Here is a 24,088-nt window from a genome sequence, read left to right as displayed (position 1 = left end):
GCGGAGACACCCCCCACCCCCGACCCCTCCCCGCCGCGCGCTTCGCGCGCGGAGGGAGGGGAGAAGGATTGGCGCGCGATTCTTTCCTCGCACAGGTGTTCGGTTCGGCGGGATTGCCAGCCGTCGTGTTCGATTACCTCAAACTTATATCGACACAATTTTCAAAAACCGGCGCGCGCTTCAGGGCGCCGCCCGAAAGGAAGCTCGCGCCGAGGCGTTCAAACCCCTGTCTCGACATCGCAGGATCGCGCGCCCACAGGCCAGCATCGAGATAGCGTTGCAGGGAACGAACGAGTAGTTCCTGCGGTACATTCGGGAAAAAGGAAGCGACGGCCTTCGCGAGGTCTTTGCCGCTGTGCGCGTAGAGCCACTGCTGCATTTGTGCAAGCGCCCGGGTTACTGCGACAAATGCATCCCGATGTGCGGCGATTTTGCTCCGGGTCGTGATGCAGGCCGTGTAGACGGTTGGCCCCCGTGAACTGGCCGCATACAGTATTTCGCCGGCCCGATCCGTTTCGGCCTGTGAGGCAAACGGCTCGAATGCCTGCATCACATCAAGCTGTCCCCCGCGTAGCGCTGCGTAATTGTCCTGCATGGTTCGATCGGAAATCCGCGTGATCGTTGCCGGATCAACACCGGATTCACGCAGATCGTGCTGCAGGCACATCCAAGGTGTAGGAACCTCTGAGACAGTCGCAAAACGCAGATGTGCAAGATCCGCAAGCTTAAGCCGCTCAGAATTGCCAATCAGAAAAAACGGGTCCCGCGACACAACCTCGCCAAAGCAGACCAGGGGACTTTGATCGTCCCGATCATGCGCCATCATCACGCGCATCGGACCGCCCCAGGTCAGATCTATCGTGCCATCCAAAAGATGAGAAATCGCATCGCCTGGCTTATCGCTGGAAACCAATTCGACATCGACGCCCTCATTCGCGTAGAAGCCAAGCGCCTGCGTCGCGTAATACGGCGCATAGAAGACGGCGCGGAAGTTCTCCATGAATCTGATCTTCACATCGCTCTCCAAAGGTCGGTAGGGGACGCGCGGTTCTGCCGATTGCCGCCATTTCAAATCTATTCCAAAGCCAGTCCGGAGGACTTGATCGGCTCGGCCCATTTAACGATTTCGCTGGCGACGAATTGCGCAAGAAAAGCCGATGATCGCCGTTCGTCGGCGACAAGATCGATGCCGTTTTCCTTGAAGCGTTTCTGCACCGCCGGATTGTTCATGGCAGCGACAGTGGCGTCGTGCAACTTTTGAACGATAGAGGCGGGTGTATCCTTAGGGAGGAAGAAGGCGCTCCAGTTGGTTGCCTCGAAATCGGTCAAACCCTGCTCATGCGCCGAAGCCAGATTTGGCAAGCTCGGCGAGCGCCCGTGGCTCAGCAGGGCGATCGGTTTGATCGCGCCGCTTTCAATCTGGGGAATCGCGGCTGGTGTATCGATGCACAGATAGTCAACCCGCTGGGCTACCAGATCCTGCATCGCCGGCGCCCCGCCACGATATGGGACGTGGGTGATATCGATACCGATTCGTGCGTTGATCAGCGCGCAGCCGAGATGGGTAGCGGAGCCTGCGCCTGCTGAAGCAAATTGCATCGTCTTCTGGTTGGCTTTCGCGTAGGCGATGAATTCCTGCAGATTGTTTGCAGGCAAGTCCTTGCGCGCGACCAACACCAGCGGCAGATCGGCAATGAGCACGACCGGCGTGAAGTCAGTGGTCGAATTGTAAAATGGCTTCTTATAGAGGGCTTGGCTGACGGCCTGCGTGCCGACATTGCCGAGCACGAACTGATATCCGTCCGGCGCTGACTTGGCGACCCTGGCGGCGCCGATCATGCCACCGGCGCCGCCGATATTCTCGATAATCACCTGCTGCTGCAGGGCGTCGCTCAACGCAGACTGCAGAATGCGCGCAACCGCGTCCATTGGACCGCCAGTGGCGAACGGCACCACCATTGTCAGCGGCCGGTTCGGCCAGGTCTGGGCTTTGATCGGTGTAGCGAAGACTGCAAGCAGGGCAATCAGAACAAGCCGAAGCATTCTTGAATCCCGTGGGGTAAAGCTTGCCGTTCTGTTTGGATTAGTTGATCGAGATATCGTTCTCAAGTGCGATCTTGCCGTATGTTGAGATTTCGCCCTGGATAAACGTTACGTAGTCGTCGTTATGCAGTGGCGCGCTGATAATCCCGAACGATTTCGCCTATAAAACGGTCAGCTACGATCGCCTCGCCAGCGTCGCCAAACGGCACCCACTACGTTCGAATAGTCGTCCGTCCAGATTCGTTGATGTTCGTCGGGCGTCGCGGGAGTCCACATATTGCTGCGGGCAATGTCGCCGACATCGGCCTCGTCACGGGCGACAATAACAACCTGATTGGCAAAAATGTATTCGGCATTCCGGTTCGGATCGTTCAAGAAAACCCAGCTCTTGAGATGGTTCGCATTTGCTATTCCGACGATAACGCTCGCCAGTTCGAGGTGCCGGTTCGATACATGCACCACGATTACGCCGTGTGGGGCGAGCTTGTTCTTGTAGATATTCATCGCTTCCCGGGTTGCCAGATGAACCGGTATCGAGTCGGATGAATATGCGTCCAGCACGATAAGATCGTATATTCCATCGGGCTCTTTGGCGAAGGTAAGCCGGGCATCGCCGATGACGGTCTGCAAATTCGGCTGGCACTTTTGAATAAATGAAAAGCGGTTTGGATCCCTGGCAATATCGACCACTGCCTGGTCGATTTCGAAGAAACGCCAACTTTCGCCGGGTTGAGAAGCACAGGCCAGCGCTGCCGATCCCAGTCCGATGACAGCGGCATGCAGCGGTCCGTCCTTACGAGCGCGCGCAGCCGCGATCGCGCGACCGATGCCGCCTTCCTTATGGTAGTAGGCTATGGTTTCCGGCCTTCCCGTAATCGGCGTCCCGTCGTCGTTCAAAATCTTTTCAGCACCGTGAACGGTTGTCCCGTGCATTAACAGGTGATAGCGGCCGTCTTGCGTGACCAGGATTTTATGAATGCCAAAGAAACTACGGATTGTCTCGACGTGCTGGTAGCCGGGCAGCAGTTGGATCAGCAGTAGCGACAGGGCAATCGTCGCGGCGAATTTCCAACGGTCGATGCGCAGAAGAATTGCGCCAATCATCGATAGGGTCGCGACGCAGACGATGAGAGGTGCACGGATATCGCTAAGCCATCGGATTGCCTCTCCGTTCATGTAGGAAGCAATGACGACGATCGCAGCAAAGGTGATAAGGGCTGGCCAATACCACCGTGTTGTGCTGGATGCCGATGCTTTGCCGTCAGGGCGGCATAGTGCCGCCATGACCAGCAGGATGGGGTATTCCGCTATCCAGTTAAATGAAAAGGGAGCGATCAGGCCGGCGAACAGTCCTCCCAGCATGCCGCCGAACGACAAAGCGAGGTAAAATCCGGTGAGATTCCTTGCATCTGGCCTGCGACGTGCAAGTTCTCCGTGGCAGGCCATGGCGATGATGAAAAAGCAAACGAGATGCCCTGCCAGGAGAATGAAGAGGTTTCCCTCTCCGCCTCCCACCAGAAGCAAAATAATCCCGGCGATAGCGGCGGGCTGCAGCAACAACATCCACCGATGTGGCAAAAGCGGGCGCGTTCGGAAGACCAGCACCCACGTCAGAAGATACAGGGAGAGAGGAAGGACCCAAAGCAGAGGTGCGGCGGCGATATCTGCGGAAATGTGTGCGGTAACTGCAATCAGCAGTCCCGAAGGCACCGCGGCCAGAAAAATCCAGCGTCCCCGATCGATCCAGCCGGGATTCGCGGTTGCGGCATCGACGATCTTCCTGTCCTGAAACGAATATGCCGGGGCCGCCAGCAACAAGCCGCCACAAGTGGCGATCAATAAAATCAGCAGTCCGTAACCATACGTCCAGATCAGGTTCTGTGTTCGCAGCGAGAAGACCGGTTCCAGCAGCAGCGGATATGACAGCAGCGCCAAAAAACTGCCGATATTGGAAGAAGCGTAGAGGAAATAAGGATCTTGACCGTCGGGATGTCTGGTACGGACAAACCAGGCCTGGAGCAGGGGATTATTGGCTGCCAACGCAAAGAACGGCAATCCGACCGTCCCTGCAAACAGTGCGAGCATCCAAAGCTGGTATCCGCTTTCGGGCGGGGTGGACCACAACTCCCCGATCGCAAGTGGCAGCGTCAGAAACGCGATGCCGAGAAGCGCAAGATGAATGACGACCGGAATAACCCGGTTGCGAATCGTCATGAGAAAATGCGCGTAGGCGTAGCCGCCCAGGAGTAGCGATTGGAAAAACACCATCGCGACCGACCAGACCGCGGGTGATCCTCCGAGGCGTGGCAGAATCATCTTTGTGAAGAGCGGCTGCACCGAGAACAGCAACAAGGCGCTGACGAAAATTGAAACGGTATATGCCGCGAGAATGAAGGTACTGCTCACCGGAGACATCAGGTCCCGGCGGGCAAATGTCGTCGCGGTCATGGATAACTCCGGCAATTGCTGGCGCAAAGCTCGTCGGGACTGTTTCAACCATGGGCTTATCACCGCAACAATAGAGACGTTCCCCGCATGTACCAGCGTACTTAAAAGATCCTCTAGATTGAGATTGGAACGGGCCGCAAAGAATAAGTTCCCACTGAATGTCGGACATTGCGACCAGTTGGGCGCGCTTGGTTGCTCATAGTAAAAAATCTCTACGGGCGAGAAAATGCGCGCAGCGGTCACCGAAGATCGCGCTCGTGAGCAGCAATTACATTTTTACGAAAGTTCCATCGCGATGAATAACTGGCAATAAGCTCTGGCTTCAACAATGCGAAGGTGGCGGCCGGTTGGGAAGCCGCATTGATCAAACGTGTCGGCAATGATGTTCTCGAAGTGGGGTCGTAGCCGCATGTCGTTGGTAATGACCTCAACGACGTTGCCGATCAGCTTATCGCTCGGCATGCAAGATAGCGGCTACAAATCGATGACGATCTCGTCCGCGGGCTGCGCACAGCAGATCAGCACGTTACCGTCCGCTGGCGGGTCGATCGGGTCGGGCCGATAGCTGGTCTTGCCCGCGACAAGCCCGGTCTCACAGGTGTGGCATACTCCCGATCGACACGACCACCGCACAGGCACGTCGCAAGCCTCGGCCAGTTCGAGCAGGCTGTGGAATGTTAGGTCCCACCGCACATTGAGGCCGCTGCGGGCAAACGAAACCAGCGGTCCCGAGCCGACGGACCCGGCTGGCAGATGAGGCGGCCGGCGCGGCGAAGCGGCAATGCCGGGGGTAATGGATGGACCGGCGCCGAACATCTCGGTGTGGATGCGATCCGGCATGATGCCCAACGCGGCCAGACCGGCGCTCAGATCGTTCATGAAGCTCGATGGTCCGCAGATGTAAAAATCGGCATTGCGCGGCAAATCAAGCTCCTGAAGTACGCGCGTATTCAGGTGCCCGGCGGTGTTGAAATCGATATCCGGCCGATCTTGCGGATCGGGCGAGCTGTAGCAAATCAGGCTGTGGCGGTGCGCAAGCGATCCAAGCAGTCCACGCGTCTCCTCGGCAAATGGATGTTCCCGGCCGTTACGGGTTCCATACAGCCACCAGATTTCCCGCGCCGACGCTTCGGCCGCCAACGCGTGAAGCATTGCGAGTACTGGCGTTACTCCGATCCCGGCGCTCAACAAGACAACAGGCGTATCACCCGGCCGCAGTGTGAAATTGCCGCGCGCTGCGCTCGCGGGAACAATGTCGCCAATCTGTAGCTCGTCGTTGATGTAGACGCTGGCCGCGCCATGGGTTTCCCGCTTGACGCTCACGCGATAATACGACGCGCCAGGCTCTCCCGACAGGGAGTAGCTCCGCATCAGCGCCGGCGCAGGCCCTGAACCTAGTCGCAGCACGACAAACTGGCCCGGGAGAGCTGTAGCGAGAGGCTGCCCATCCGTGGGTTCGAGCACCAGGGAAGTCACGTTACTAGTTTCTCGCACTTTGCGTGATACGCGAAGCGGGCGGAATCCAGACCATGCCGGGGCCTCGGCGGACGTTGCGGTCAGCCCGGCATTTCCCGTCGTGCCGCCCTCGCGCTCCTGTGCGAGCAGCGACTCGAAGGAGCTTCGCCACCCCGCGCTCAGCGCCGGGATGCGTAGCGCGCGCTCCAGCTGATTGCGAGGATGACCCGGCATATAGAGCAGCGCATTGACCTCGAACACGCTCATGTGCTCGGGCCCGGATACGACCCGCGTGATCTCGTCGCCGGCCTCGACTTCTCCTTCGTCCAGTACACGGAAATAGAAGCCGGGCCTGCCGTGTTTGACTAACAGCGCGGCCATTTCCGGCTCGTCTAGCCGGATGCCTACTCGGTAGCAGGTGACGCGCGGCTGCGTCACCTCGAACAAGGCGCCGCCGATCCGGTAACGGTCTCCGATACACACCTCGGCATCCGGCAGACCCTCAACGGTGAAATTCTCTCCGAATTGTCCGTAGGTGAAATCGCTTCGTCCAAATTGGTTCTGCCAATACCGATAGGATTCCATCTGATAGACAAATACCGCCCGGCGTTCGCCGCCGTGGCCGGCGAGGTCGCCTTGGCCGTCACCGTCTACGTTGAGCCGACGGACCATGCGCGGGCCCTGAACCGGCATTTTCCAAATGGCGGTATGCACCGTCTGGCCCCGCCAGGTGATGTCGCGTGGCAGGCCCACATTGACTGAAAGCAAACGTCCCATCACATGCTGCCTCGAATGAACAGAACAACTCCGGGTTACATTGCTGATGTCGGATGCATCTTCCATTCGACCTTTGGAACAAGCAGCTCATATCAATGTATGAGTGACCAGCTAATCATTCTGCGTTTAGGTCTGGTTTGTCCTTGATAATTTTGTCACTTCGCCATCGATAAATTCCACTCACCTGCATAAAGGAGACAACCATTATGCTTGCAGTCAAACCTCCTCAGGTGCGGACGCTCGACATGAAGCTCGAGGTCATTGTTATCCCCGTTGCAGACGTCGATCGCGCCAAGCAGTTCTATGGCAGCCTGGGGTGGCGGCTTGATGCCGATTTCGGCTTCGACGATGGTTTCCGTGTGATTCAGTTCACGCCACCGGGATCTGGAACTTCGGTTATCTTCGGCAAAAACGTCACCGCGGCGGCGCCCGGCTCCGCCAGGGGATTATACCTTGTTGTCTCCGACATCGAGGTCGCGCGCAAGGAACTGCTTAGCCGCGGTGTAAAGGTCAGCGAGCCGTTTCATGGCGGCGGCGATGTTCACTTCGGAACCGACGAGCCGCATTTGTTCGGCAATGTCAGGGTCAATGGCGTAGACCCCGAACGCCGCAGTTATCTGTCTCTGGCCTCGTTCAGTGATCCGGACGGCAACGGTTGGATGCTCCAGGAAATTACCGCGCGGCTTCCCGGTCGGGTCGCGAATGACACGACCTTTACCTCGGCAGCGGATCTCGCGGCGGCATTGCGCCGCGCCGCGGCTGCGCATGGCGGGCATGAGAAACGAACAGGCGGGCATGACGTGAATTGGCCGGACTGGTATGCCGAGTATATCGTCCGCGAACAGGCTGGCGAGACGTTGCCAACTTGAGCCCGCGATAGCGTCTTCCGTCATTTGCGGTGGCTGTCGGTGGCCAACGCGCTGTAAGCTGCGTGCCTTCGGCCAGTAAGGGATCGCAATGAGCCATCAAATCCTTGTCTTTTACGGCTCCTATCGCTCCGACCGGATGGGCATCCGCCTCGCTGAGTTCATTGTCGAGCGCTTTCGCCGCCGGGGCGATGCCGTCGAGCTGATCGACGCCAAGGCGGTCAATCTTCCGATGCTCGACCGGATGTATAAGGAACATCCGCCGGGAAAAGCCCCCGAGCAGCTTGAGCGGTTGGCCGGCAAAATTCGCGACGCCGATGGATTTGTATTCGTCACCGGTGAATACAATTGGGGCGTCCAGCCCGGACTGAAAAACCTCACGGATCATTTTCTGGAGGAATGGTTCTGGCGCCCCGCTGGGATCGTGAGCTATTCGGGAGGACGTTTGTCCGGCACGCGTTCCGCGACCGCGTGGCACGGCACACTGTCCGAGATGGGAATGGTGGTGGTTTCAAGCACGATCGCCGTTGGTCCCATTGCAGAGACCCTGGCGGCCGATGGTACGCCGACGGGCGGCGGCGGCCAGGCGCTCGAGCGGGCGTTCCCGCGCTTTGCCGACGATCTGATATGGTGGGTAGAGGCCGCCAAGATGCAGCGGCAACGTAAGAAGCCGCCGTATTGATCACCCGGCGGCGAGAGGTCGGAGAGGCGCCTTCGAAAGCGCCTCTCAAATGGTAACCCTCGCGCATCCACGCGGTCGCTCGATCTACGAAGCCCGAGCGGCGGCCGGCGCTTTGGCTCTTTGCTTGAGAGCCGCCATCAGGGTCTTCGCCGCCGGTCCTGAGGAATGTGGGTTCTGCCCTGTGATCAGCAGGCCGTCGCTGACGACGTGGACGCCCCAGTTGGCTATTTTCGAGAAGACGGCGCCCAGTTTTAACATTTCGTCTTCAACAAGAAACGGAACCACTTTGGTGAGACCGACGTCTTCTTCCTCGCCGTTGGTAAAACCGGTCACTTCCTTGCCCTGCACCAGGGGTTTGCCTTCCGGCGTCTTGACGTGACGCAGCGCACCCGTGGAATGACACACGATGGCGATTGGCTTGCCGGCAGCAAGGAACGCCTCGATCAGCTTGGCCGAATCCTTGTCTTCAGCGAGATCCCACATCGGGCCATGTCCGCCCGGGTAAAACACGCTGTCGAAATCTTCCTGTCTGACGCTGTCGAGGCGAACGGTCTTGTCGAGTTGCAGTTCCGCAGCCGCGTCCTTCTCGAACCGGAGCGTGAGGTCGGTGCGCGAGTCGGGTTCGTTGCTTTTGGGGTCGAGCGGCGGTCGTCCGCCCTTCGGCGATGCGAGGGTGATTTCAACGCCGGCATCCTTGAAAACGTAGTAGGGAGCCGCAAGCTCCTCGAGCCAGAAACCGGTCTTTCGTCCGGTGTTGCCCAGTTGGTCGTGCGACGTGATAACCATCAGTATCTTCATGTTCTTCTCCGCTGTTCGGTGTCGTGTCTCGGTGTCGCTCACTCCGATTGGATCGGATGGCTGCACCAATTACATTCGAACCCTTGGAGACGAGCAATCGCACGATGGTTGGACCGAATTTATACGTTGGTGTCAGTCGATGCAATGATCGTCCGCTTTCAGCAATCTCGCACCACCAGGCAAGATCGCACAAGTTTGTTATGCGATCCGCGACGCATTCTTCCATGTTGTATCAGCGGTTTATTTTAGGCGACACATAGCTAAAGTTCAGAGGCCGCGTCTCCGAGTCAGTCCGCTCGCCTTCACTTAGTGGAAAGGCCAGGATTGCGGTTGTGCCCTTCGTTCCCGAGCGATGATTGATCATTCCTCGAAGTTCGGCCACAAGCGACCGGATGATTTTCATGCCTTGCCCCGGCTTGATATTTTCCGATCCGGAACCGTCATCCGTGACGATGCATTCCACAGAAGTTTCGCGGTCGATCAGTTCGACCTGAATCCTTCCACCACTATCCCGAAATGCATGCCGCGAAGCATTGGCAATCAGTTCGGATACGATCATGCCGAGCCGCCAGCAGCGCGACGCATTCAGCCGGAGGGGACATTCGATCAATACCAGCTCAATGCCACGGTGTTGCAGCTTTGCGCGGCTAATGGACTGGCAAAGCTCGCGCAGATACGCCGCGGCATCGATCCAGCCGTCTTCGACCGGCATCTGCAACGCCCGGTATACACGAGCCGAATCGGTTACCTGCTGTATCACGCCGGCCAGCGCCACCTTGACATCGTCATTGCTGGACCGTGCCGCCGACAGACTGGCGAAACCGATTGTCGCCGCCAATTCGTTATTCATGCGATGCATCAGCTCTCGCAACAGCAGGTACTCACCGGGTACCGGTTCGTTGTATGCACCAAGGTCGATCGAACGGTGCGCTCCGCTATGATGTCGTGTTTCGCTTAATATCGACGGCATGCCCTTGGTCCTCGTGATGGCCTGTTGTGGTGATGCGGTTTTCATCCGAGCGCGCGATGATAGCGGCTCGGAGTTTGTCCTGTGATTTTGCGGAATACCGCAGTGAAGGAACTCGTCTCACTGAAGCCGACAGTTAATCCGACTTCGGTCACGGAGTGTTTTCGCTCCGCCAGCATCGCCTTCGCCTGCTCGATGCGCCGGTTGGTGTGGTAGCGATGCGGTGGAACGCCGAACGATTGTTTGAATGCTCGGCAAAAATGAAACGTGCTCAGCCGAGCCAGCCGGGCGAGCGTAGCAAGTGGGATCTGCTCGGATAAATGCTCTTCAATATAGCTGGTCACGATCCGCTGCTGCCAGGAGGCAAGACCGCCCCTGACCAGATCACCCCTGACCGAGGCGACGGATTGTGTCGCGCCGCGATTGAGCCGTACGAGTTCGTGAATCAGCACGACGCCGAGAGCTTCGATATAGAGTTGGCTGGCGCCTCCCGGCGTCTCAATAGCCTGTCTCAGTTTCGCGGCGGTGTTCTGGATTGCCGTATCTTCAAAGAACAAGCGTGGCGAAAACGGGATGTCGACCAGACTCTCGTTACCGTCGATATCGAGTGCAGTCGGGTCGAAGTAGAAATAAGTTACCGATATCGGGGTGCGTGGATCATACCATTCACGGTAGTGATGGCCCGCCGGCACGAATGTCAGCTTCCCGGCCACGTCACGCAGCGTCGATCGTGGCGCGCCTTCGATGTCGGATTCGCCATCGCGTCTGACACCCTGTTGGTATACGGCCAAGAGATGCCGTGACGAGCGGAAGCTATAGTCTACGCGTTCCTGCGCGGTCACCTGGACCAACTCGACTCCCATGCCATGCCACTCCATGCCGCTACGTCTTACCGAACGGCCCGGAGCGATCTCCACGGTCGGAAACGAAACAATGCCGCTATCCGTGGCCTCGCTACGACCAACAAGCGTTGGCCGATCCGATCGCACGGTGCAGTTGTGAGTAAGAGCCTGCGAAGTGTTCTTGCCAAAGGACTTCAATGGCACAACGCCAAACGACGGGGAGGTGTTCAACATCGCATTCAACCTTTATGTTTCTTGTTTCGGGCGTTGGCGTAATCCCGCCAAGGTTCTGCTTGTGGAACCACCGTAGTATGGGGCTACGCACCTCTTCCATCGCACTTAGGTTTCTTATGCGGCCGGCAAACCTATACGTAGGTTTACGGGTGAGGTTTGGAGAGCTCCCCTTTCCACCTCCGAGACTGACGCAAGATTCGGCGAAATTCAGCAATCGCCGACGAGCGGGCGATCAGAAGACCGGGTATCGGTGCATATGTGATCGGATGAGTATCGTCGGTTATGCGCAGTTCATTCGATTGCCGCCAGCCTCTCACTTCCAGGCCCCGGTCGTCCCCCCGAGCCCCGGCCATGTTGGATTATGCGAAGCCGCTTCCCCCGGGCCGCTTCGTATCAGATGCAGGCGATATGGGCCGGCGGCGTAACAAGCCGCCGGCCCCTTTTTTTATGAATTTGGATTTGAAGAGACCAGTCTTGAGAGAACAGTCTTGGCTGCTTCAGCTTTTCGTTTCGCCGCGGTGCTGGTCCAGCGCCGTATTGAGGCACTCGATCAGAGTGCCTTCATCGAAGGGCTTTGTCAGAAAGCAGATGGCGCCGTCGTCAAGTGCCTGCTTGCGGGTGGCCTCATCCGGAACCGCCGTGATGAATATAAAAGGTACCTTGTATCCCTGGCTGCGCAAGTGAGATTGCAGTTCGACACCGCTCATTGCGGGCATGCGAACGTCGGCGATCACGCAACAGGTTTTGTGCAGTTGAGTGGATTGCAGGAATGCCGCGGCGGAAGAAAATGTGCTGACGATGTACCCCAGCGATCTGACGAGATTGTTCAAGCCGGCGCGAATAGATGCATCATCGTCAATGATCGAAATCGCAGGTGCTACGGTCAATACACAGTCCTTCACAGGGAGTCGGATCCCCGTCTGCTCACAAGATAGCCGCGAGGGAGACTGAGCCGTGGTGCTGTGCCTGAATATAATACTTAGGTTTGCATTGTGTGGAGAGTGGACTCGTGGGCCCGCAGCGTACAGCATCGTGAGTTCGGTGGTGTTGGAATGATAACCGGAAGCAAAGGAGTTTGAGATGGATGATCAAGCCTTGCGGGTGACGCTAAAGCGTCATTGGGATGCTTCGGACGCCAATGATTTCGAAGCCGAGCACGAAATCTACCGCGAGGACGCGGTACTTGATTATCCGCAATCGGGCGAACGGATCCGCGGCCGGCGGAACATTCAGGAGAGCCGAGCGGTCCAGCCCAACAAGAAGCGCTTTACAGTCCGGCGAATGATCGGCAGCGGCGATCTCTGGGTCACCGAATTTGTACTCACCTATGACGGCATACCGTCTTACACGGTGAGCATCATGGAATTCCGCGAGGGCCTGGTGGCTCACGAAACGCAATATTTCGCCGATCGGTTTGACCCTGGACCCTCGCGTGCACATCTCGTGGAGCGAATGGGCGAAATCATGTGATCCCGGAGACAGGATGAGGCCCGGGACCTAGTTCGCCCGCTTGATTCCGAGCAATTCGGCCATTCTCACGAGATCTGCAAGAGAGCGGGCTTCCATCTTTTTCATCACATGCCCGCGATGGATTTTTACGGTGATTTCGCTGACCTCGAGCCGGTGCGCAATCTGCTTGTTCATCAGGCCGGAGATGACAAGGGCCAGGACTTCCCGTTCGCGCGGGGTCAACGATTCAAACAGATGTCGAAGCCGCGACACGGCCTTCTCGCCGTCGCGCCGCTTGCGGTCCTGCTCGAGCGCGCGGATTACCGCGTCCAGCATGTCCTGATCCCGGAACGGTTTGGGCAGGAAGTCGATGGCTCCGGCCTTCATCGCTTTTACCGACATCGGAATATCACCATGTCCGGTCATGAAGACGATCGGAATGTGAATGCCCGCCTTGGCCAGCACGTCCTGAAATTCCAGACCGTTGACGCCCGGCAACCTGATGTCGAGCACCAGACAACTGGCGATGTTCGGAAGGGTGCTCTCGAGCAACGCGGTCGCCGTGCTGAATACCTCGACATGAAGGCTCATCGACCGGAATAAATACGTCAGCGCAACCCGCATGGATTCGTCATCGTCCACGACGAAAACGATTTGTTCGGGCTTTACTTCCATGGCCGACTGATCCGATCAGTATGCATGCCTGTCGATAGTGATCTATCGATCAGGCCCCTCAGGCTTCTTCAATAGCCTGAATTCCGAGTCAAGTCCCGGTTATACGACCCAACGTGACGTCTTTGCCTCATAGCGTGAGCTGTTGGGGGCCCGGCAAGGCGAATTGGAATGTGGCGCCGGGCTCTTTCCGGTTTTCCGTCGGCCACAGCCGTCCGCCGTGATCCTCGATGATTGAGCGGCAGATCGACAGTCCCATGCCGAGCCCGCCGGGCTTCGTGCTGAAGAAGGCGTCAAACAGGTGGCCGGTAATCTCGTCGGGAATTCCGATGCCGCTGTCGCTGACGGCGACCACGACCTGGCCGGTTTCACTCATGCAGGAGCGTATCAACAATGCATGTGGCCGGTCCCTGATCGTCTGCATCGCATCGATGCCGTTCATGACGAGATTGATGATGACCTGCTGAAGCTGGACGCGATCAGCGATGACCTGGGGTATCGCGGGAGCCAGTTCGAGCCGCAATGTTACACGCTTGGCATTGAGTTCGCTCCGCAGCAGCGTGACGACCTCGTTGACGATCTCATTGACGTCGAGTGGGAGCTTGTAGATATCGGCCTTTTTCAGGAGGCCGCGGACGCGTCGGATGACTTCGCCGGCCCGGTTGCCGTCTTTGACGATCCATTCGATGGCGCCGCGCACGTCGTTCAGATCGGGTGTTTCGCGCTGGAGAAAGCGCAGGCAGGCCTGACCATTGGCGACGATCGCCCCAAGCGGCTGATTGACTTCGTGCGCAATGGTCGCACTGATCTCGCCCAGGGTTGCGACGCGGCTGGCATGAGCCAGGGCGGCCTGGGCGGTATGCAGGGCGCTTTCGGCAATCTTCCGATCCTCGACATCGATGCCTACCGAATACCATTTGATGATGTTTCCCCGCTCATCGTACTGCGGCGCGCGTCGCATCGTGTACCATCGATATACGCCGTCGGCCCTGCGCGTGCGCACATCCACGGACATCATCTCACCTAGGGCCTGCGCAGTGCGCCACGCTTCTTCAAATGTTTCCAGATCATCCGGATGATAATAGGCTGAGGTATTCAGTCCTTTGCCCGTGGCATGTTTCTGATCGTGCCCTGTATATGTCTGCCACGTTCGATTGACGAAGCTGCGCGAGCCGTCCGCATCGAAAGTCGATACCATGACCGGAATTGAATCGATCGTAAGCTGCAATTGACGCTGGGTCTGCGCCAGTTCTGCCTCACTGGCGCGTAGCGCATCCTCGGCGCGCTTCCTGTCTTCGATGTCGTAACCCGATCCATACCATCTGACGACCTTTCCCGTCTCGTCGCGCCGCGGCACGCGAGTCATGAGGTTCCATCGGTATTCTCCATCCGCGCGCCGCATACGCTGCTCAGTCTGGAATGGTTCCCCGCTCGCCAGATGCTTCCTCCACAATTCATCGACCCGAGCGCGATCATCGGGATGAATCGCATCACGTACATTCTCGACCGACAAATTATGACCGATATAGTCTTGCGCGGGTTTGTTGGCAAAATAGGCATTGCCGTCCTGATCAAGGACGACGATCATGGTAGCGATAGTATCGATCGTGAGCTGGAGTTCACGCCGGGCCTCCGCGAGTTGCGCTTCACTTGCGCGCAACGCGTCCTCGGCGCGTTTCCTGTCTTCGATATCATAGGTCGCCGCGTACCAGGCGATTACCTTGCCGTCCTTGCGCAGCGGCACGCGTCGTGTGGCGAACCAGCGGTATTCACCGTCGTATCTTCGGAGCCGTACTTCCGATTCGAACGATCCGCCCGTTGCAAGCGCGACATCCCAGGAGGCTTCAAGCCGGGGAACATCATCGGGATGCGTTATGACGCTGGTGCGTGTCGTCCACTTTGTTGTTGTGCGTCCGCTGTAGGTGCGTCCCACCTGATTGACAAAATCGATGATGCCATCGGCCCGATGGCGAAGTACCAATACGGGTATCGTGTCGATGATCAATTGAAGCTCGTGCCGGGCCTCGGTCAGGGCTTCTTCGCTTTGCCGTCGAGCCTCCTCGGCCAGTCTGCGATCCTCGATATCGAATCCGACGCCATACCATCTGATGACATTGCCATTGTCGTCGCGCAGCGGCACGCGGCGAATCCAGTGCCATCGGTACTCGCCATCGGTCCTTCGTAGTCGCTGTTCGATTTCGAACGCTTCACCGCTGGCGATATGCGCACGCCACGCGCGCTCGACCATCTCCCGATCGTCGGGATGCAGCGCAGATCCCCAACGGTGACCTTCGGCATTGTCCTGCGAAAGCCCGGTGTAGTCACGCCAGACCTTGTTGCGAAAATCCATCGAGCCGTCGGCTCTGTAGCGTGCGGCCAATACCGGGATATTGTCGACGAGCAACTGGAGTTCCTGCTCGGCCCGCCGTGTATTTTCCTCCGCGCGCGCGCGTTCCGCGTTCTCGATGAGCAGCGTTTCGTTGAGTTTTCGTAATTCCTCTACCGTCTCCCGCTGTTTATCGCGTGCGTGTCTGAGCGAATCGATCGCTCGTCTTTGTGTTGCACTCAACGACACCATAAACAGCGCGGCGATGGTGAACGGCACGAGCCGCGACAATTCCCTGAATTCAAGCGCGAACGAATAGACCGGCTGTATCAGAAAATAATCGAAAGCAAGAACGGTCAGCACGGTGGCGAGCAAGGCCGGCCGGGGGCCAGAGATCCACGCCACGAGCACGATTCCGCACAGAAACAGCGAGGCCGACGGATCGATTCCCCAGAGCCGATTGAACGTGACATCCAGTGCAAGAGCCAAGGCGGGTATTATACAAGCGATCCCGTAATCGAGGATTGCGGGCCGCCCAGGCCGTGACGGAAGAATGGACGCCGACATGCTGTTTTCTCCACCGAGCGGCGAGAAGAATAGGAAAGAGTTGGCCGCGCCGAAATAAACCTGAAATGGAAACTCTTATCAAAAACACGGACTTCAAGCATTGGCAGACCCGCCATTAGCAAGCCGTCTGAGTGCTCATAGTTTAGTACGCCTGTCAGCACGTCAACAACATCGCCCGAAACAGCAATAATGCGACAGAATGCGCATTGGGAAATCCATAGACGTGGCCTCTGTCGGAATGGCCGGGCGGTGACTGCTCAAGCCGTGGTCATTCCAGAAGCTCAATCCCTTGCAGGATAAAAGAGGTTAGAGTCATGGATATACCCGGAATGTCCGAACAGATTGATCTCGATCGACGGTATGTTGTCGAGGCCGCCGCTTTGGGTATTGCGGTTGCGGGCGCCTACAGTCTGATGCATCCGGTGCGAGCCGCGGCAGCGGTCCTCGAGGAAAATCCGGTTCGCCCCTTCCGTGTCGATTTTCCCGATGTCGCGCTCATCGATCTGCGCAGGCGCGTGAAAGCAACAAAGTGGCCCAAACGCGAAACGGTGGCGGATGCGTCGCAAGGCGTGCAGCTAGCAACGATGCGCGAACTCGCGCGTTACTGGGAGACGGATTACGACTGGCGCAAGGTCGAAACGAGGTTGAACGCCTTGCCGCAATTCACGACCGATATCGACGGGCTGGAGATTCATTTCGTCCACGTGCGTTCGCAACATAAGAATGCGTTGCCAGTGATCATCACGCATGGCTGGCCCGGTTCGATCATTGAGCAGCTGAAGGTCATCGATCCCCTGACGAATCCGACCGCGCATGGCGGAAGTGTATCCGACGCATTCGACGTCGTTATCCCGTCATTGCCGGGCCATGGGTTTTCAGGGAAGCCCACCGCCACCGGCTGGGACCCCGTTCGCATCGCAAACGCGTGGATTACGCTCATGAAGCGCCTCGGATATACGCGGTTTGTGGCGCAGGGTGGCGATTGGGGAGATGCAGTCACCGAGCAGATGGCCCTTCTGGCTCCCCCGAAACTGCTAGGCATTCATACCAACATGCCCGCCACCGTGCCGGAAGATGTCGCGAAGGCTCTCCAGTACGGTACCCCGGCGCCGGCGGGCCTTTCGGCCGATGAGAAGCATGCCTACGATCAACTCGATTTCTTCTACAAGCACGGCTTGGGCTACGCCCAGGAGATGTCGAACCGTCCGCAGACGCTCTACGGAATCGAGGATTCGCCGATCGGACTGGCGGCCTGGATGCTCGACCATGACGCGCGTAGCTACGAACTCATCACCCGCGTCTTTAATGGCGAGTCCGAAGGCCTGACGCGAGATGACATTCTTGATAACATCACGCTCTATTGGTTGACGAATACGGCGGTCTCATCGGCTCGGCTGTATTGGGAGAATAAACTGCCATTTTTCGCTCCGAAGCACGTCGCCATTCCGGTTGCGGTGAGCGTGTTTCCAGATGAGATCTATGCCGCTCCAAGGAGTTGGGCGGAGAAAGCGTTTCCCAAACTTATTCATTACAACCGGCTCGACAAAGGCGGTCACTTCGCGGCGTGGGAACAGCCAAAAGTCTTCAGTGCGGAGCTGCGCATCGCATTCAGATCGCTGCGCGCGTCGCAAAACGGTTAGCGGAGAGCGGCATTACTGTTGCGATTGTACAGCCAAATCCAAACCTGGGAATCCGCTAATGAAGACGATCAAGCTCGCCCACCCGATAGACCGCGATCGCCGCCAGTTTTTTTGCACCGCTGCCATGGCCGTTGCTGCTGCGCAGTTCGTCCTCAGTGGTCCTGCCTCGGCGCAACCCGGCAAGACCAAACCTGAAACGTCAAAGATCAAACGGGGGACGCATACGTCGTTCGCTCCCTTGAAGCAGGTCGATGCGGGCGTCCTGAATATCGGATACGCCGAAGCCGGTCCCACGGAGGGTCCTGTGGTTATTCTTTTGCATGGCTGGCCGTACGACATTCACAGTTTTGCCGATGTCGCACCCCTACTGGCCTCGGAGGGATACCGCGTGATTATCCCGCATCTGCGCGGCTACGGCACGACCCGTTTTCTTTCAAGCGAGACACCGCGCAACGGTCAGCAGTCGGTGGTGGCGGTCGATGTCATTGCCTTGATGGATGCGCTCAGGATCGAGAAGGCGACGATCGCCGGCTTTGATTGGGGCGCACGGACGGCCTGCATCGTTGCGGCGCTGTGGCCGGAGCGCTGCAGGGCCCTGGTTTCGGTGAGCGGGTATCTCATCGGTAGTCAGGAAGGCGGCAAGGCACCGTTGCCGCCCAAGGCGGAATTGCAGTGGTGGTATCAATATTATTTTGCCACGGAGCGCGGCCGCGCCGGTTACGACAAATACCGGCGTGATTTTTCGAAGTTGATCTGGCAGCTAGCGTCGCCGAAGTGGGACTTCGACGATGCCACGTTCGAGCGTTCCGCCGCAGCTTTTGACAATCCCGATCATGTCAGTATCGTGATTCATAATTATCGCTGGCGGCTCGGCCTCGCCGAAGGCGAGGCGAAGTATGACGATCTGGAAAAGCGGTTGGCCGTCGCTCCCGTTATTACCGTACCCACCATCACGATGGAGGGTGATGCCAATGGCGCGCCGCACCCGGAGCCGGGTGCATACGCCAAGAAGTTCTCCGGCAAGTATGCGCACCGGACCATCAAGGGCGGTGTCGGACATGATTTGCCTCAGGAAGCGCCGCAGGCCTTCGCCGATGCCGTGGTCCAGGTTGCAGAAAGCTGATTGGCCAAGCTTTCGGCGGATGATCACGATGCGGATGCCTTCAACCAGGATCATTGCGCTGCTTGTGCTGGCGCTTGTGGTGCTTCTCACGATCGTGGAATTCGGTCCGGCCGTCCTGAGCGGCAGGTAGTCTCAGATTTCCCAATGTTTCGACGCGACCGCCTTCGCGTCGGACGTGTCGCGGTCCCTTGCCCTGTTCGGGTCATACTTTGGTGTGATCCACCCTCCGATCTGTACCGTGCTAGCCTTTGGGTCACCGGCTCACGGGTGTCCGCGCGATGCTATCTCAAATCAACGACAAGGCGATTGTCCACGTGGTCGACGATGATGCGTCGATGCGGGGTGCGTTGGAAGGGCTGTTCGACTCGGTGGGACTGGACGCGCACACCTACGCAACGGCGCGCGACTTTCTGGCCGCGGGCCTGGCCGATAAACCGGGATGTATCGTCATCGATATCCGCTTGCCCGATATGAACGGGTTGGACTTTCAGGCTCAACTCATCGACATCGGCGTTCGTTTGCCGGTGGTGATGATGACGGGTTATGGGGATATTACGATGTCGGTTCGCGCCATGAAGCGGGGTGCGATCGACTTCCTCCCCAAGCCCTTCCACGATCAGGACATGCTGGACGCCGTGATGGCTGCCATTGAGCGCGACCGGCAGCGGCGCACCGTTGAGGGTGACATTTCGCAGTTGCAACAGCGGTTTGGGACGCTCTCTGCCCGCGAGCTGCAGGTCATGCAGCTTGTGACGGCTGGCAAGATGAACAAGCAGGTCGCCAACGATCTCGGGATAAGCGAAATCACGGTAAAAATTCATCGGGGGGCGGCGATGCGAAAAATGGGGGCGAAGACCCTGGCGGATCTCGTTCGGATGGCCGAAGCGGTGAAGCCAAAGGGGTGACAAAGCGTCGCGATAACACTCGTGTATAGTTTCGGGGCGCTTCATCCCATGGGATGGTTTGCGTTGCGATTTGACCGACCAGTCCGGGGGGACAGAGGATTCAATCCGGGGTAAAGGATGAGGCGTGCCAAGAGAGTTCTCAATCTCGGTCGTTGATGATGACGAATCTTTCCGGATAGCGCTCGTCGGATCGCTTCGTTCGCTGGGATACGGTTCCAAGGGATTTGCGTCCGCGGAAGAGTTTATCGCGGGGGGCGGGGAGGGATCATCCGATTGCCTCATCACCGACCTTCACATGCCTGGCATGAGCGGACTTGACCTCATTAAGTCGCTCACCGCCCGCGGCTCGAAACTGCCGGCCATCATGGTCACCGGGCGTTCAGAGCCGGGTCTGGAAGCCAAGGCCGCGGCGGGCGGCGCTGTCTGCCTGCTGATGAAGCCGTTCGAAATAGATGCGTTGATGAACTGTCTCGAAAGAGCGCTGAAGATCTGATCCCCGGCGGCGCGCACTTATTCGGCCGGTGCGCGCGCCCATTATCCATGTCTCATACATTGATATAACGAACGTCTTCCGAAGGTTGGATGGTGAAGCATTCAAAATCCCCGCAGGATATGCTCGGATCTGAATCAGTACCAACGCCGTGCCGGCAATGGATGTGAACGGCCGGTGGAGAATTTCACATGCGATCTGACATAATCCCGGGCGCTGTCTTTCCCGACTATGAGCTATCGGACCATGCCGCGAAACATCGGAAGCTCTCCGAGCTCCAGGGCCCGGATCCGATGGTGCTTGTCCTGGGACGTGGAGGGTTCTGCCCGAAGGACCGCCGGCAGGCCGAAGGGCTTGTTGAGCTGCACCGTGAACTCGAGGTTGCTTATTGCCGGCTGGTCACGATCACCACCGACAATATCACGCAGACGAATGAATATCGCAGCGGTGTCGGCGCTCACTGGCCCTTCCTTTCGGACGCGCGGCGGCTCGTTCAGAAAGATCTCGACATCGCCGAATATACCGATCCCGTCCACAATCCCATGATCCCCCATGTGATCGTTCTCGAGCCCGACCTCGTCATCTACAAACTCTACAACGGCTACTGGTTCTTCGGACGGCCCACTGTGGAAGATCTCCGTCAGGACCTGCGCGCCGTCAGCCGGAAATGCCGGCCGGATTGGGACATCACAACGCCCGAACTCAAAGCAGCGTGGCAACAAGGCCGCAAGGAGCTGTTTTATCCCTATGGCAAAACGTTCGTCCAAACCCTCGGTGAACAAGATTAGGGAGAACTGCAATGGTGCGTCCTCACCAGCCAGGCGAATCCGCGTTCCCCTGACCCTGACGTCATTCGTGCCTGTCCGAGAAGATAGATCGGTCGTGGCGCGTTGGAAGAAGCATGACACAGGCCTACGAAATCATCGAGCACAGCTATGATGTCGTGATCATCGGCGCCGGCGGCGCCGGGTTGCGAGCCGCGCTGGGAATGGCTGCATCGGGATTGAAGACGGCGTGCGTCACCAAGGTATTCCCGACGCGCAGCCACACTGTAGCTGCGCAAGGCGGCATGGCGGCTTCGCTCGGCAATATGCATGACGGAGACAATTGGCGCTTCCACATGTACGACACGGTCAAGGGCTCCGACTGGCTCGGCGACCAGGACGCGATCGAGTACATGTGCCGGGAGGCCGTGCCCGCGGTGCTGGAGCTGGAACATTACGGCGTTCCGTTCTCGCGCACGGACGAAGGCACGATCTATCAGCGTCCCTTTGGCGGCCAGACCATTGGCTACGGCAAGGAGATGGCGCAGCGTACCTGTGCGGCAGCGGACCGCACCGGTCACGCCATCCTGCACACGCTTTATCAGCAATGCCTGAAGCATGGCACCGAGTTCTTTGTCGAATATCTGGCGCTTGATCTTTTGATGGATGAAGATGGCGCCTGCCGCGGCATGCTCGCCTGGAACATGGAAGATGGCACGCTGCATCGCTTCCGTGCCCATCGCACGGTGCTGGCAACCGGCGGTTACGGCCGCGTCTACTTCTCCTGCACCGCGGCCCATACCTGTACCGGCGACGGCAACGCGATGGCGTTGCGCGCCGGGCTGCCGCTGGAGGATATGGAATTCACCCAGTTCCATCCCACCGGCATCTACGGGTCCGGTTGCCTGATCACTGAAGGCGCGCGCGGCGAAGGCGGCTATCTCACCAATTCGCAAGGCGAGCGCTTCATGGAGCGTTACGCGCCGAGCGCCAAGGACCTCGCCGGACGGGACGTGGTCTGCCGTTCGATGACTATCGAAATCAATGAGGGCAGGGGCTGCGGTCCGCTCAAGGATCACATCCTGCTCCATCTGGAGCATCTCGGTGCCGAGCTGCTGCATGCTCGCCTGCCCGGCATCAGCGAGACCGCAAGGATATTCGCCGGTGTCGACGTGACGCGCGAACCGATCCCGGTGCTGCCGACCGTCCACTATAATATGGGGGGCGTGCCGGCCAACATTCACGGTGAAGTCGTCACGATGCGTAACGGCGATCCCGAAGCGATCGTCAGGGGCCTGATGGCGATCGGCGAATCCGCCTGCGTCTCGGTGCATGGGGCTAACCGGCTCGGCTCCAACTCGCTGCTGGATATCATCGTGTTCGGCCGCGCGGCGGCGCTGCGGGTGGTCGAGTCGGTCCGGCCCGGCGACAGTCACATCGACCTGCCGGATGACACGACCGACCGCGCGATCGCCCGGCTCGATCGGATCAGATGGTCAAGGGGCAAGACCGGCGCCGGTGCCATCCGGCTCGCGATGCAGCGGACGATGCAGCGCCATTGCGCCGTCTTCCGCGATGGCCCGCTGCTCGACGAGGGGCGGAGCAAACTCGACAACGTCATTGCGATGATGCGCGACGATGTCGGCGTCACCGATCGTTCGATGATTTTTAACTCGGATCTCGCCGAAACGCTCGAACTCGACAATATGCTCGCCCAGGCCAGCGTCAGTCTTCATTCGGCGATTGGCCGCAAGGAAAGCCGCGGCGCGCATGCGCGGGAGGATTTTTCGAAGCGGGATGATTTCAATTGGCTTAAGCACACCTTCTGCTGGCTCGACGAGGCCGGAGCCGTCAGGCTCGACTACAGGCCGGTCCACATGCAGCCGCTGTCAAACGATGTCGCGACGATCCCGCCGAAGGAGCGGGTCTACTGATCGGCAAAATCCCGGATCAGGGCGGCGATCTCATCCGCAGCCGTATCCAATGCAAAATGACCGGCGTCAAGCACGTGAACCTGCGCCTTCGGCACATCACAGCGATAGGATTCCGGCTCCGAGATATCGAACGAGGGATCGTACTTGCCCCAGATCACCAGCAGGCGCGGCTCGTTCTTGCGCATCCACTCCTGCCATTTCGGGTAGGCGTCGACATTGGTGCGGTAGTCGTAGAACATGTCGCTCTGGATGTCGGCCTGAATCGGCTGGCTGAGGAAAGCAAATTCGTCGGCCCACAGATCCGGATCGTAACGCTCGATGTTTGGATCGCTGCCGAGATGGCGGGTCCGCGTCGCTGCCAGCGACAGCAGATTGGCGCGGAGCGTGTCTTCGTGGGCGGCGCGATCCGCCCAGAAAGCCCGTCGCGCCTTCCACAGCGCGCCGAGGCCTTCATTATGCGCCACCGCGTTCTGGACGATCAGCGCCTCGACCCGTTCCGGGTGGGCAAGGATCATGCGAAAACCGACCGGACCGCCGTAATCCTGCATATAAAGCGTATAGCGCGACAGTCCGAGCGCCTCGGTGAAGTGCGTCATGATCTCGGCGGCGTGGTCGAACGTATAGGCGAATTTCTTTGCGTCCGGCCAGTCGCTGTGTCCGAAGCCCGGATAATCCGGCGCCACAAGATGATAGCGGTCGGATAGCCGGGCAAACAGAGGCTCGAACATCCGCGATGACGAAGGAAGCCCGTGCAACAAAAGAAGTGTCGGCGCATCCTTCGGGCCGGCCTCACGGTAGAAGATCGAGAGGCCGTCGATTTGTACCGTGCGGTAGAAAGTAGGGTGTTGCACCGTATGTTCCTCCCCGGACTGGGCTGGCAATTGCGATGATAAAAGCATCATAGAGATCATGAGCGACATGCGAAGAAATTGCAGCATGGGATTATTCCGACACTTCGAAAATGAGTTCCAGCGCGATCGGGACGCCAAGGGGAAGACTGGCGACGCCGGCCACCAACCGGCACGGGTTCTTGTCCTGTCCGAAGACATCCTGCAGTAATTCCGAAGCGCCGTCGGCGACTTTGGGCTAGTTGCGTACGTCTCCTG

At 58.5% G+C, this 24,088-nt stretch carries 21 protein-coding genes and 1 pseudogene; 9 read left to right on the top strand and 13 right to left on the bottom strand.

What is annotated here, in order from left to right; all coding sequences use genetic code 11:
- Positions 1 to 133: 133 nt before the first annotated feature.
- The 5 genes from HB676_RS33250 to HB676_RS33230 all read right to left on the bottom strand — a co-directional run bounded on the left by HB676_RS33250 (position 134) and on the right by HB676_RS33230 (position 6,723).
- Entirely contained in the window at positions 134 to 1,015 is an 882-nt protein-coding gene (locus HB676_RS33250; protein ID WP_213742746.1) for an ABC transporter substrate-binding protein, read from the bottom strand.
- 59 nt (positions 1,016 to 1,074) lie between these two features.
- On the bottom strand, positions 1,075 to 1,929 hold the full coding sequence (locus tag HB676_RS33245) for a tripartite tricarboxylate transporter substrate-binding protein (protein ID WP_213742745.1): 855 nt from the start codon (positions 1,927 to 1,929) through the stop codon (positions 1,075 to 1,077).
- A gap of 285 nt (positions 1,930 to 2,214) precedes the next feature.
- Complete coding sequence (locus HB676_RS33240) at positions 2,215 to 4,458, bottom strand: fused MFS/spermidine synthase (RefSeq protein ID WP_249780581.1); 2,244 nt, start codon at positions 4,456 to 4,458, stop codon at positions 2,215 to 2,217.
- Between the two features lie 309 nt (positions 4,459 to 4,767).
- Complete coding sequence (locus HB676_RS33235; RefSeq protein ID WP_213742743.1) at positions 4,768 to 4,953, bottom strand: hypothetical protein; 186 nt, start codon at positions 4,951 to 4,953, stop codon at positions 4,768 to 4,770.
- Positions 4,954 to 4,965: 12 nt separating this feature from the next.
- A complete protein-coding gene (locus tag HB676_RS33230) occupies positions 4,966 to 6,723 on the bottom strand; it encodes an MOSC and FAD-binding oxidoreductase domain-containing protein (RefSeq protein WP_213742749.1) in 1,758 nt (585 codons plus the stop codon).
- A gap of 206 nt (positions 6,724 to 6,929) precedes the next feature.
- Between HB676_RS33230 and HB676_RS33225 the strand changes: the two genes are divergently transcribed.
- Entirely contained in the window at positions 6,930 to 7,592 is a 663-nt protein-coding gene (locus HB676_RS33225) for a VOC family protein (protein ID WP_213742742.1), read from the top strand.
- An 88-nt stretch (positions 7,593 to 7,680) separates the two neighbouring features.
- Positions 7,681 to 8,271 (top strand): NADPH-dependent FMN reductase, encoded by a 591-nt coding sequence (locus HB676_RS33220; protein ID WP_213742741.1) that lies wholly within the window; start codon positions 7,681 to 7,683, stop codon positions 8,269 to 8,271.
- An 84-nt stretch (positions 8,272 to 8,355) separates the two neighbouring features.
- Here the strand turns inward: HB676_RS33220 and HB676_RS33215 are convergent, their stop codons facing one another.
- The 4 genes from HB676_RS33215 to HB676_RS34000 all read right to left on the bottom strand — a co-directional run bounded on the left by HB676_RS33215 (position 8,356) and on the right by HB676_RS34000 (position 11,999).
- On the bottom strand, positions 8,356 to 9,069 hold the full coding sequence (locus HB676_RS33215) for a type 1 glutamine amidotransferase domain-containing protein (RefSeq protein WP_213742748.1): 714 nt from the start codon (positions 9,067 to 9,069) through the stop codon (positions 8,356 to 8,358).
- Between the two features lie 232 nt (positions 9,070 to 9,301).
- Complete coding sequence (locus HB676_RS33210; protein WP_213742740.1) at positions 9,302 to 10,084, bottom strand: sensor histidine kinase; 783 nt, start codon at positions 10,082 to 10,084, stop codon at positions 9,302 to 9,304.
- Positions 10,081 to 11,112, bottom strand: coding sequence for an AraC family transcriptional regulator (locus HB676_RS33205; protein WP_213742739.1), 1,032 nt, complete (start codon positions 11,110 to 11,112; stop codon positions 10,081 to 10,083). Before HB676_RS33205 ends, HB676_RS33210 begins: the two co-directional genes overlap by 4 nt.
- A gap of 497 nt (positions 11,113 to 11,609) precedes the next feature.
- On the bottom strand, positions 11,610 to 11,999 hold the full coding sequence (locus HB676_RS34000) for a response regulator (protein ID WP_275944993.1): 390 nt from the start codon (positions 11,997 to 11,999) through the stop codon (positions 11,610 to 11,612).
- A gap of 193 nt (positions 12,000 to 12,192) precedes the next feature.
- Between HB676_RS34000 and HB676_RS33195 the strand changes: the two genes are divergently transcribed.
- The gene (locus tag HB676_RS33195; RefSeq protein ID WP_213742737.1) at positions 12,193 to 12,582 is read left to right on the top strand and encodes a nuclear transport factor 2 family protein; all 390 of its coding nucleotides are present in this window, start codon (positions 12,193 to 12,195) and stop codon (positions 12,580 to 12,582) included.
- A 27-nt stretch (positions 12,583 to 12,609) separates the two neighbouring features.
- Here the strand turns inward: HB676_RS33195 and HB676_RS33190 are convergent, their stop codons facing one another.
- Together HB676_RS33190 and HB676_RS33185 are read right to left on the bottom strand one after the other, a co-directional pair.
- Positions 12,610 to 13,236, bottom strand: coding sequence for a response regulator transcription factor (locus HB676_RS33190; protein ID WP_213742736.1), 627 nt, complete (start codon positions 13,234 to 13,236; stop codon positions 12,610 to 12,612).
- A gap of 127 nt (positions 13,237 to 13,363) precedes the next feature.
- A complete protein-coding gene (locus HB676_RS33185) occupies positions 13,364 to 16,126 on the bottom strand; it encodes a PAS domain-containing protein (protein WP_275944992.1) in 2,763 nt (920 codons plus the stop codon).
- A gap of 329 nt (positions 16,127 to 16,455) precedes the next feature.
- Here HB676_RS33185 and HB676_RS33180 point away from each other — a divergent pair, with 329 nt between their 5' ends.
- From HB676_RS33180 to sdhA, 6 genes are all read left to right on the top strand, one after another.
- Positions 16,456 to 17,766, top strand: a complete 1,311-nt coding sequence (locus tag HB676_RS33180; protein ID WP_213742734.1) for an epoxide hydrolase family protein — start codon at positions 16,456 to 16,458, stop codon at positions 17,764 to 17,766.
- Positions 17,767 to 17,824: 58 nt separating this feature from the next.
- Entirely contained in the window at positions 17,825 to 18,889 is a 1,065-nt protein-coding gene (locus HB676_RS33175; RefSeq protein ID WP_213742733.1) for an alpha/beta hydrolase, read from the top strand.
- A gap of 278 nt (positions 18,890 to 19,167) precedes the next feature.
- Entirely contained in the window at positions 19,168 to 19,794 is a 627-nt protein-coding gene (locus HB676_RS33170; RefSeq protein WP_213742732.1) for a response regulator, read from the top strand.
- A 124-nt stretch (positions 19,795 to 19,918) separates the two neighbouring features.
- A complete protein-coding gene (locus HB676_RS33165; protein WP_213742731.1) occupies positions 19,919 to 20,287 on the top strand; it encodes a response regulator in 369 nt (122 codons plus the stop codon).
- A gap of 188 nt (positions 20,288 to 20,475) precedes the next feature.
- Positions 20,476 to 21,072, top strand: a complete 597-nt coding sequence (locus HB676_RS33160; protein WP_213742730.1) for a redoxin domain-containing protein — start codon at positions 20,476 to 20,478, stop codon at positions 21,070 to 21,072.
- 113 nt (positions 21,073 to 21,185) lie between these two features.
- Positions 21,186 to 22,982, top strand: coding sequence for a succinate dehydrogenase flavoprotein subunit (gene sdhA, locus HB676_RS33155; protein ID WP_213742729.1), 1,797 nt, complete (start codon positions 21,186 to 21,188; stop codon positions 22,980 to 22,982).
- Here the strand turns inward: sdhA and HB676_RS33150 are convergent.
- On the bottom strand, positions 22,976 to 23,833 hold the full coding sequence (locus HB676_RS33150) for an alpha/beta hydrolase (protein WP_346347483.1): 858 nt from the start codon (positions 23,831 to 23,833) through the stop codon (positions 22,976 to 22,978). The genes sdhA and HB676_RS33150 overlap by 7 nt on opposite strands.
- 91 nt (positions 23,834 to 23,924) lie before the next feature.
- A pseudogene (locus HB676_RS33995) lies at positions 23,925 to 24,088 on the bottom strand (RidA family protein); the annotation flags it as partial.

It is taken from the genome of Bradyrhizobium sp. dw_411, assembly GCF_018449695.1.
Classification (GTDB): domain Bacteria; phylum Pseudomonadota; class Alphaproteobacteria; order Rhizobiales; family Xanthobacteraceae; genus Bradyrhizobium.
Note: the sequence above shows the minus strand (reverse complement) of the source record. Positions and strands in the feature narration are given on the sequence as shown.

What these genes read in the sequence shown, in the direction of transcription:
- HB676_RS33245 (WP_213742745.1), bottom strand. Translation starts at nt 1,929, where the DNA reads ATGGACGCGGTTGCGCGCATTCTGCAGTCTGCGTTGAGCGACGCCCTG.
- HB676_RS33240 (WP_249780581.1), bottom strand. Translation starts at nt 4,458, where the DNA reads ATGTCTCCGGTGAGCAGTACCTTCATTCTCGCGGCATATACCGTTTCA.
- HB676_RS33235 (WP_213742743.1), bottom strand. Translation starts at nt 4,953, where the DNA reads ATGCCGAGCGATAAGCTGATCGGCAACGTCGTTGAGGTCATTACCAAC.
- HB676_RS33230 (WP_213742749.1), bottom strand. Translation starts at nt 6,723, where the DNA reads ATGGGACGTTTGCTTTCAGTCAATGTGGGCCTGCCACGCGACATCACC.
- HB676_RS33225 (WP_213742742.1), top strand. Translation starts at nt 6,930, where the DNA reads ATGCTTGCAGTCAAACCTCCTCAGGTGCGGACGCTCGACATGAAGCTC.
- HB676_RS33220 (WP_213742741.1), top strand. Translation starts at nt 7,681, where the DNA reads ATGAGCCATCAAATCCTTGTCTTTTACGGCTCCTATCGCTCCGACCGG.
- HB676_RS33215 (WP_213742748.1), bottom strand. Translation starts at nt 9,069, where the DNA reads ATGAAGATACTGATGGTTATCACGTCGCACGACCAACTGGGCAACACC.
- HB676_RS33210 (WP_213742740.1), bottom strand. Translation starts at nt 10,084, where the DNA reads ATGAAAACCGCATCACCACAACAGGCCATCACGAGGACCAAGGGCATG.
- HB676_RS33205 (WP_213742739.1), bottom strand. Translation starts at nt 11,112, where the DNA reads ATGTTGAACACCTCCCCGTCGTTTGGCGTTGTGCCATTGAAGTCCTTT.
- HB676_RS33195 (WP_213742737.1), top strand. Translation starts at nt 12,193, where the DNA reads ATGGATGATCAAGCCTTGCGGGTGACGCTAAAGCGTCATTGGGATGCT.
- HB676_RS33190 (WP_213742736.1), bottom strand. Translation starts at nt 13,236, where the DNA reads ATGGAAGTAAAGCCCGAACAAATCGTTTTCGTCGTGGACGATGACGAA.
- HB676_RS33185 (WP_275944992.1), bottom strand. Translation starts at nt 16,126, where the DNA reads ATGTCGGCGTCCATTCTTCCGTCACGGCCTGGGCGGCCCGCAATCCTC.
- HB676_RS33180 (WP_213742734.1), top strand. Translation starts at nt 16,456, where the DNA reads ATGTCCGAACAGATTGATCTCGATCGACGGTATGTTGTCGAGGCCGCC.
- HB676_RS33175 (WP_213742733.1), top strand. Translation starts at nt 17,825, where the DNA reads ATGAAGACGATCAAGCTCGCCCACCCGATAGACCGCGATCGCCGCCAG.
- HB676_RS33170 (WP_213742732.1), top strand. Translation starts at nt 19,168, where the DNA reads ATGCTATCTCAAATCAACGACAAGGCGATTGTCCACGTGGTCGACGAT.
- HB676_RS33160 (WP_213742730.1), top strand. Translation starts at nt 20,476, where the DNA reads ATGCGATCTGACATAATCCCGGGCGCTGTCTTTCCCGACTATGAGCTA.
- sdhA (WP_213742729.1), top strand. Translation starts at nt 21,186, where the DNA reads ATGACACAGGCCTACGAAATCATCGAGCACAGCTATGATGTCGTGATC.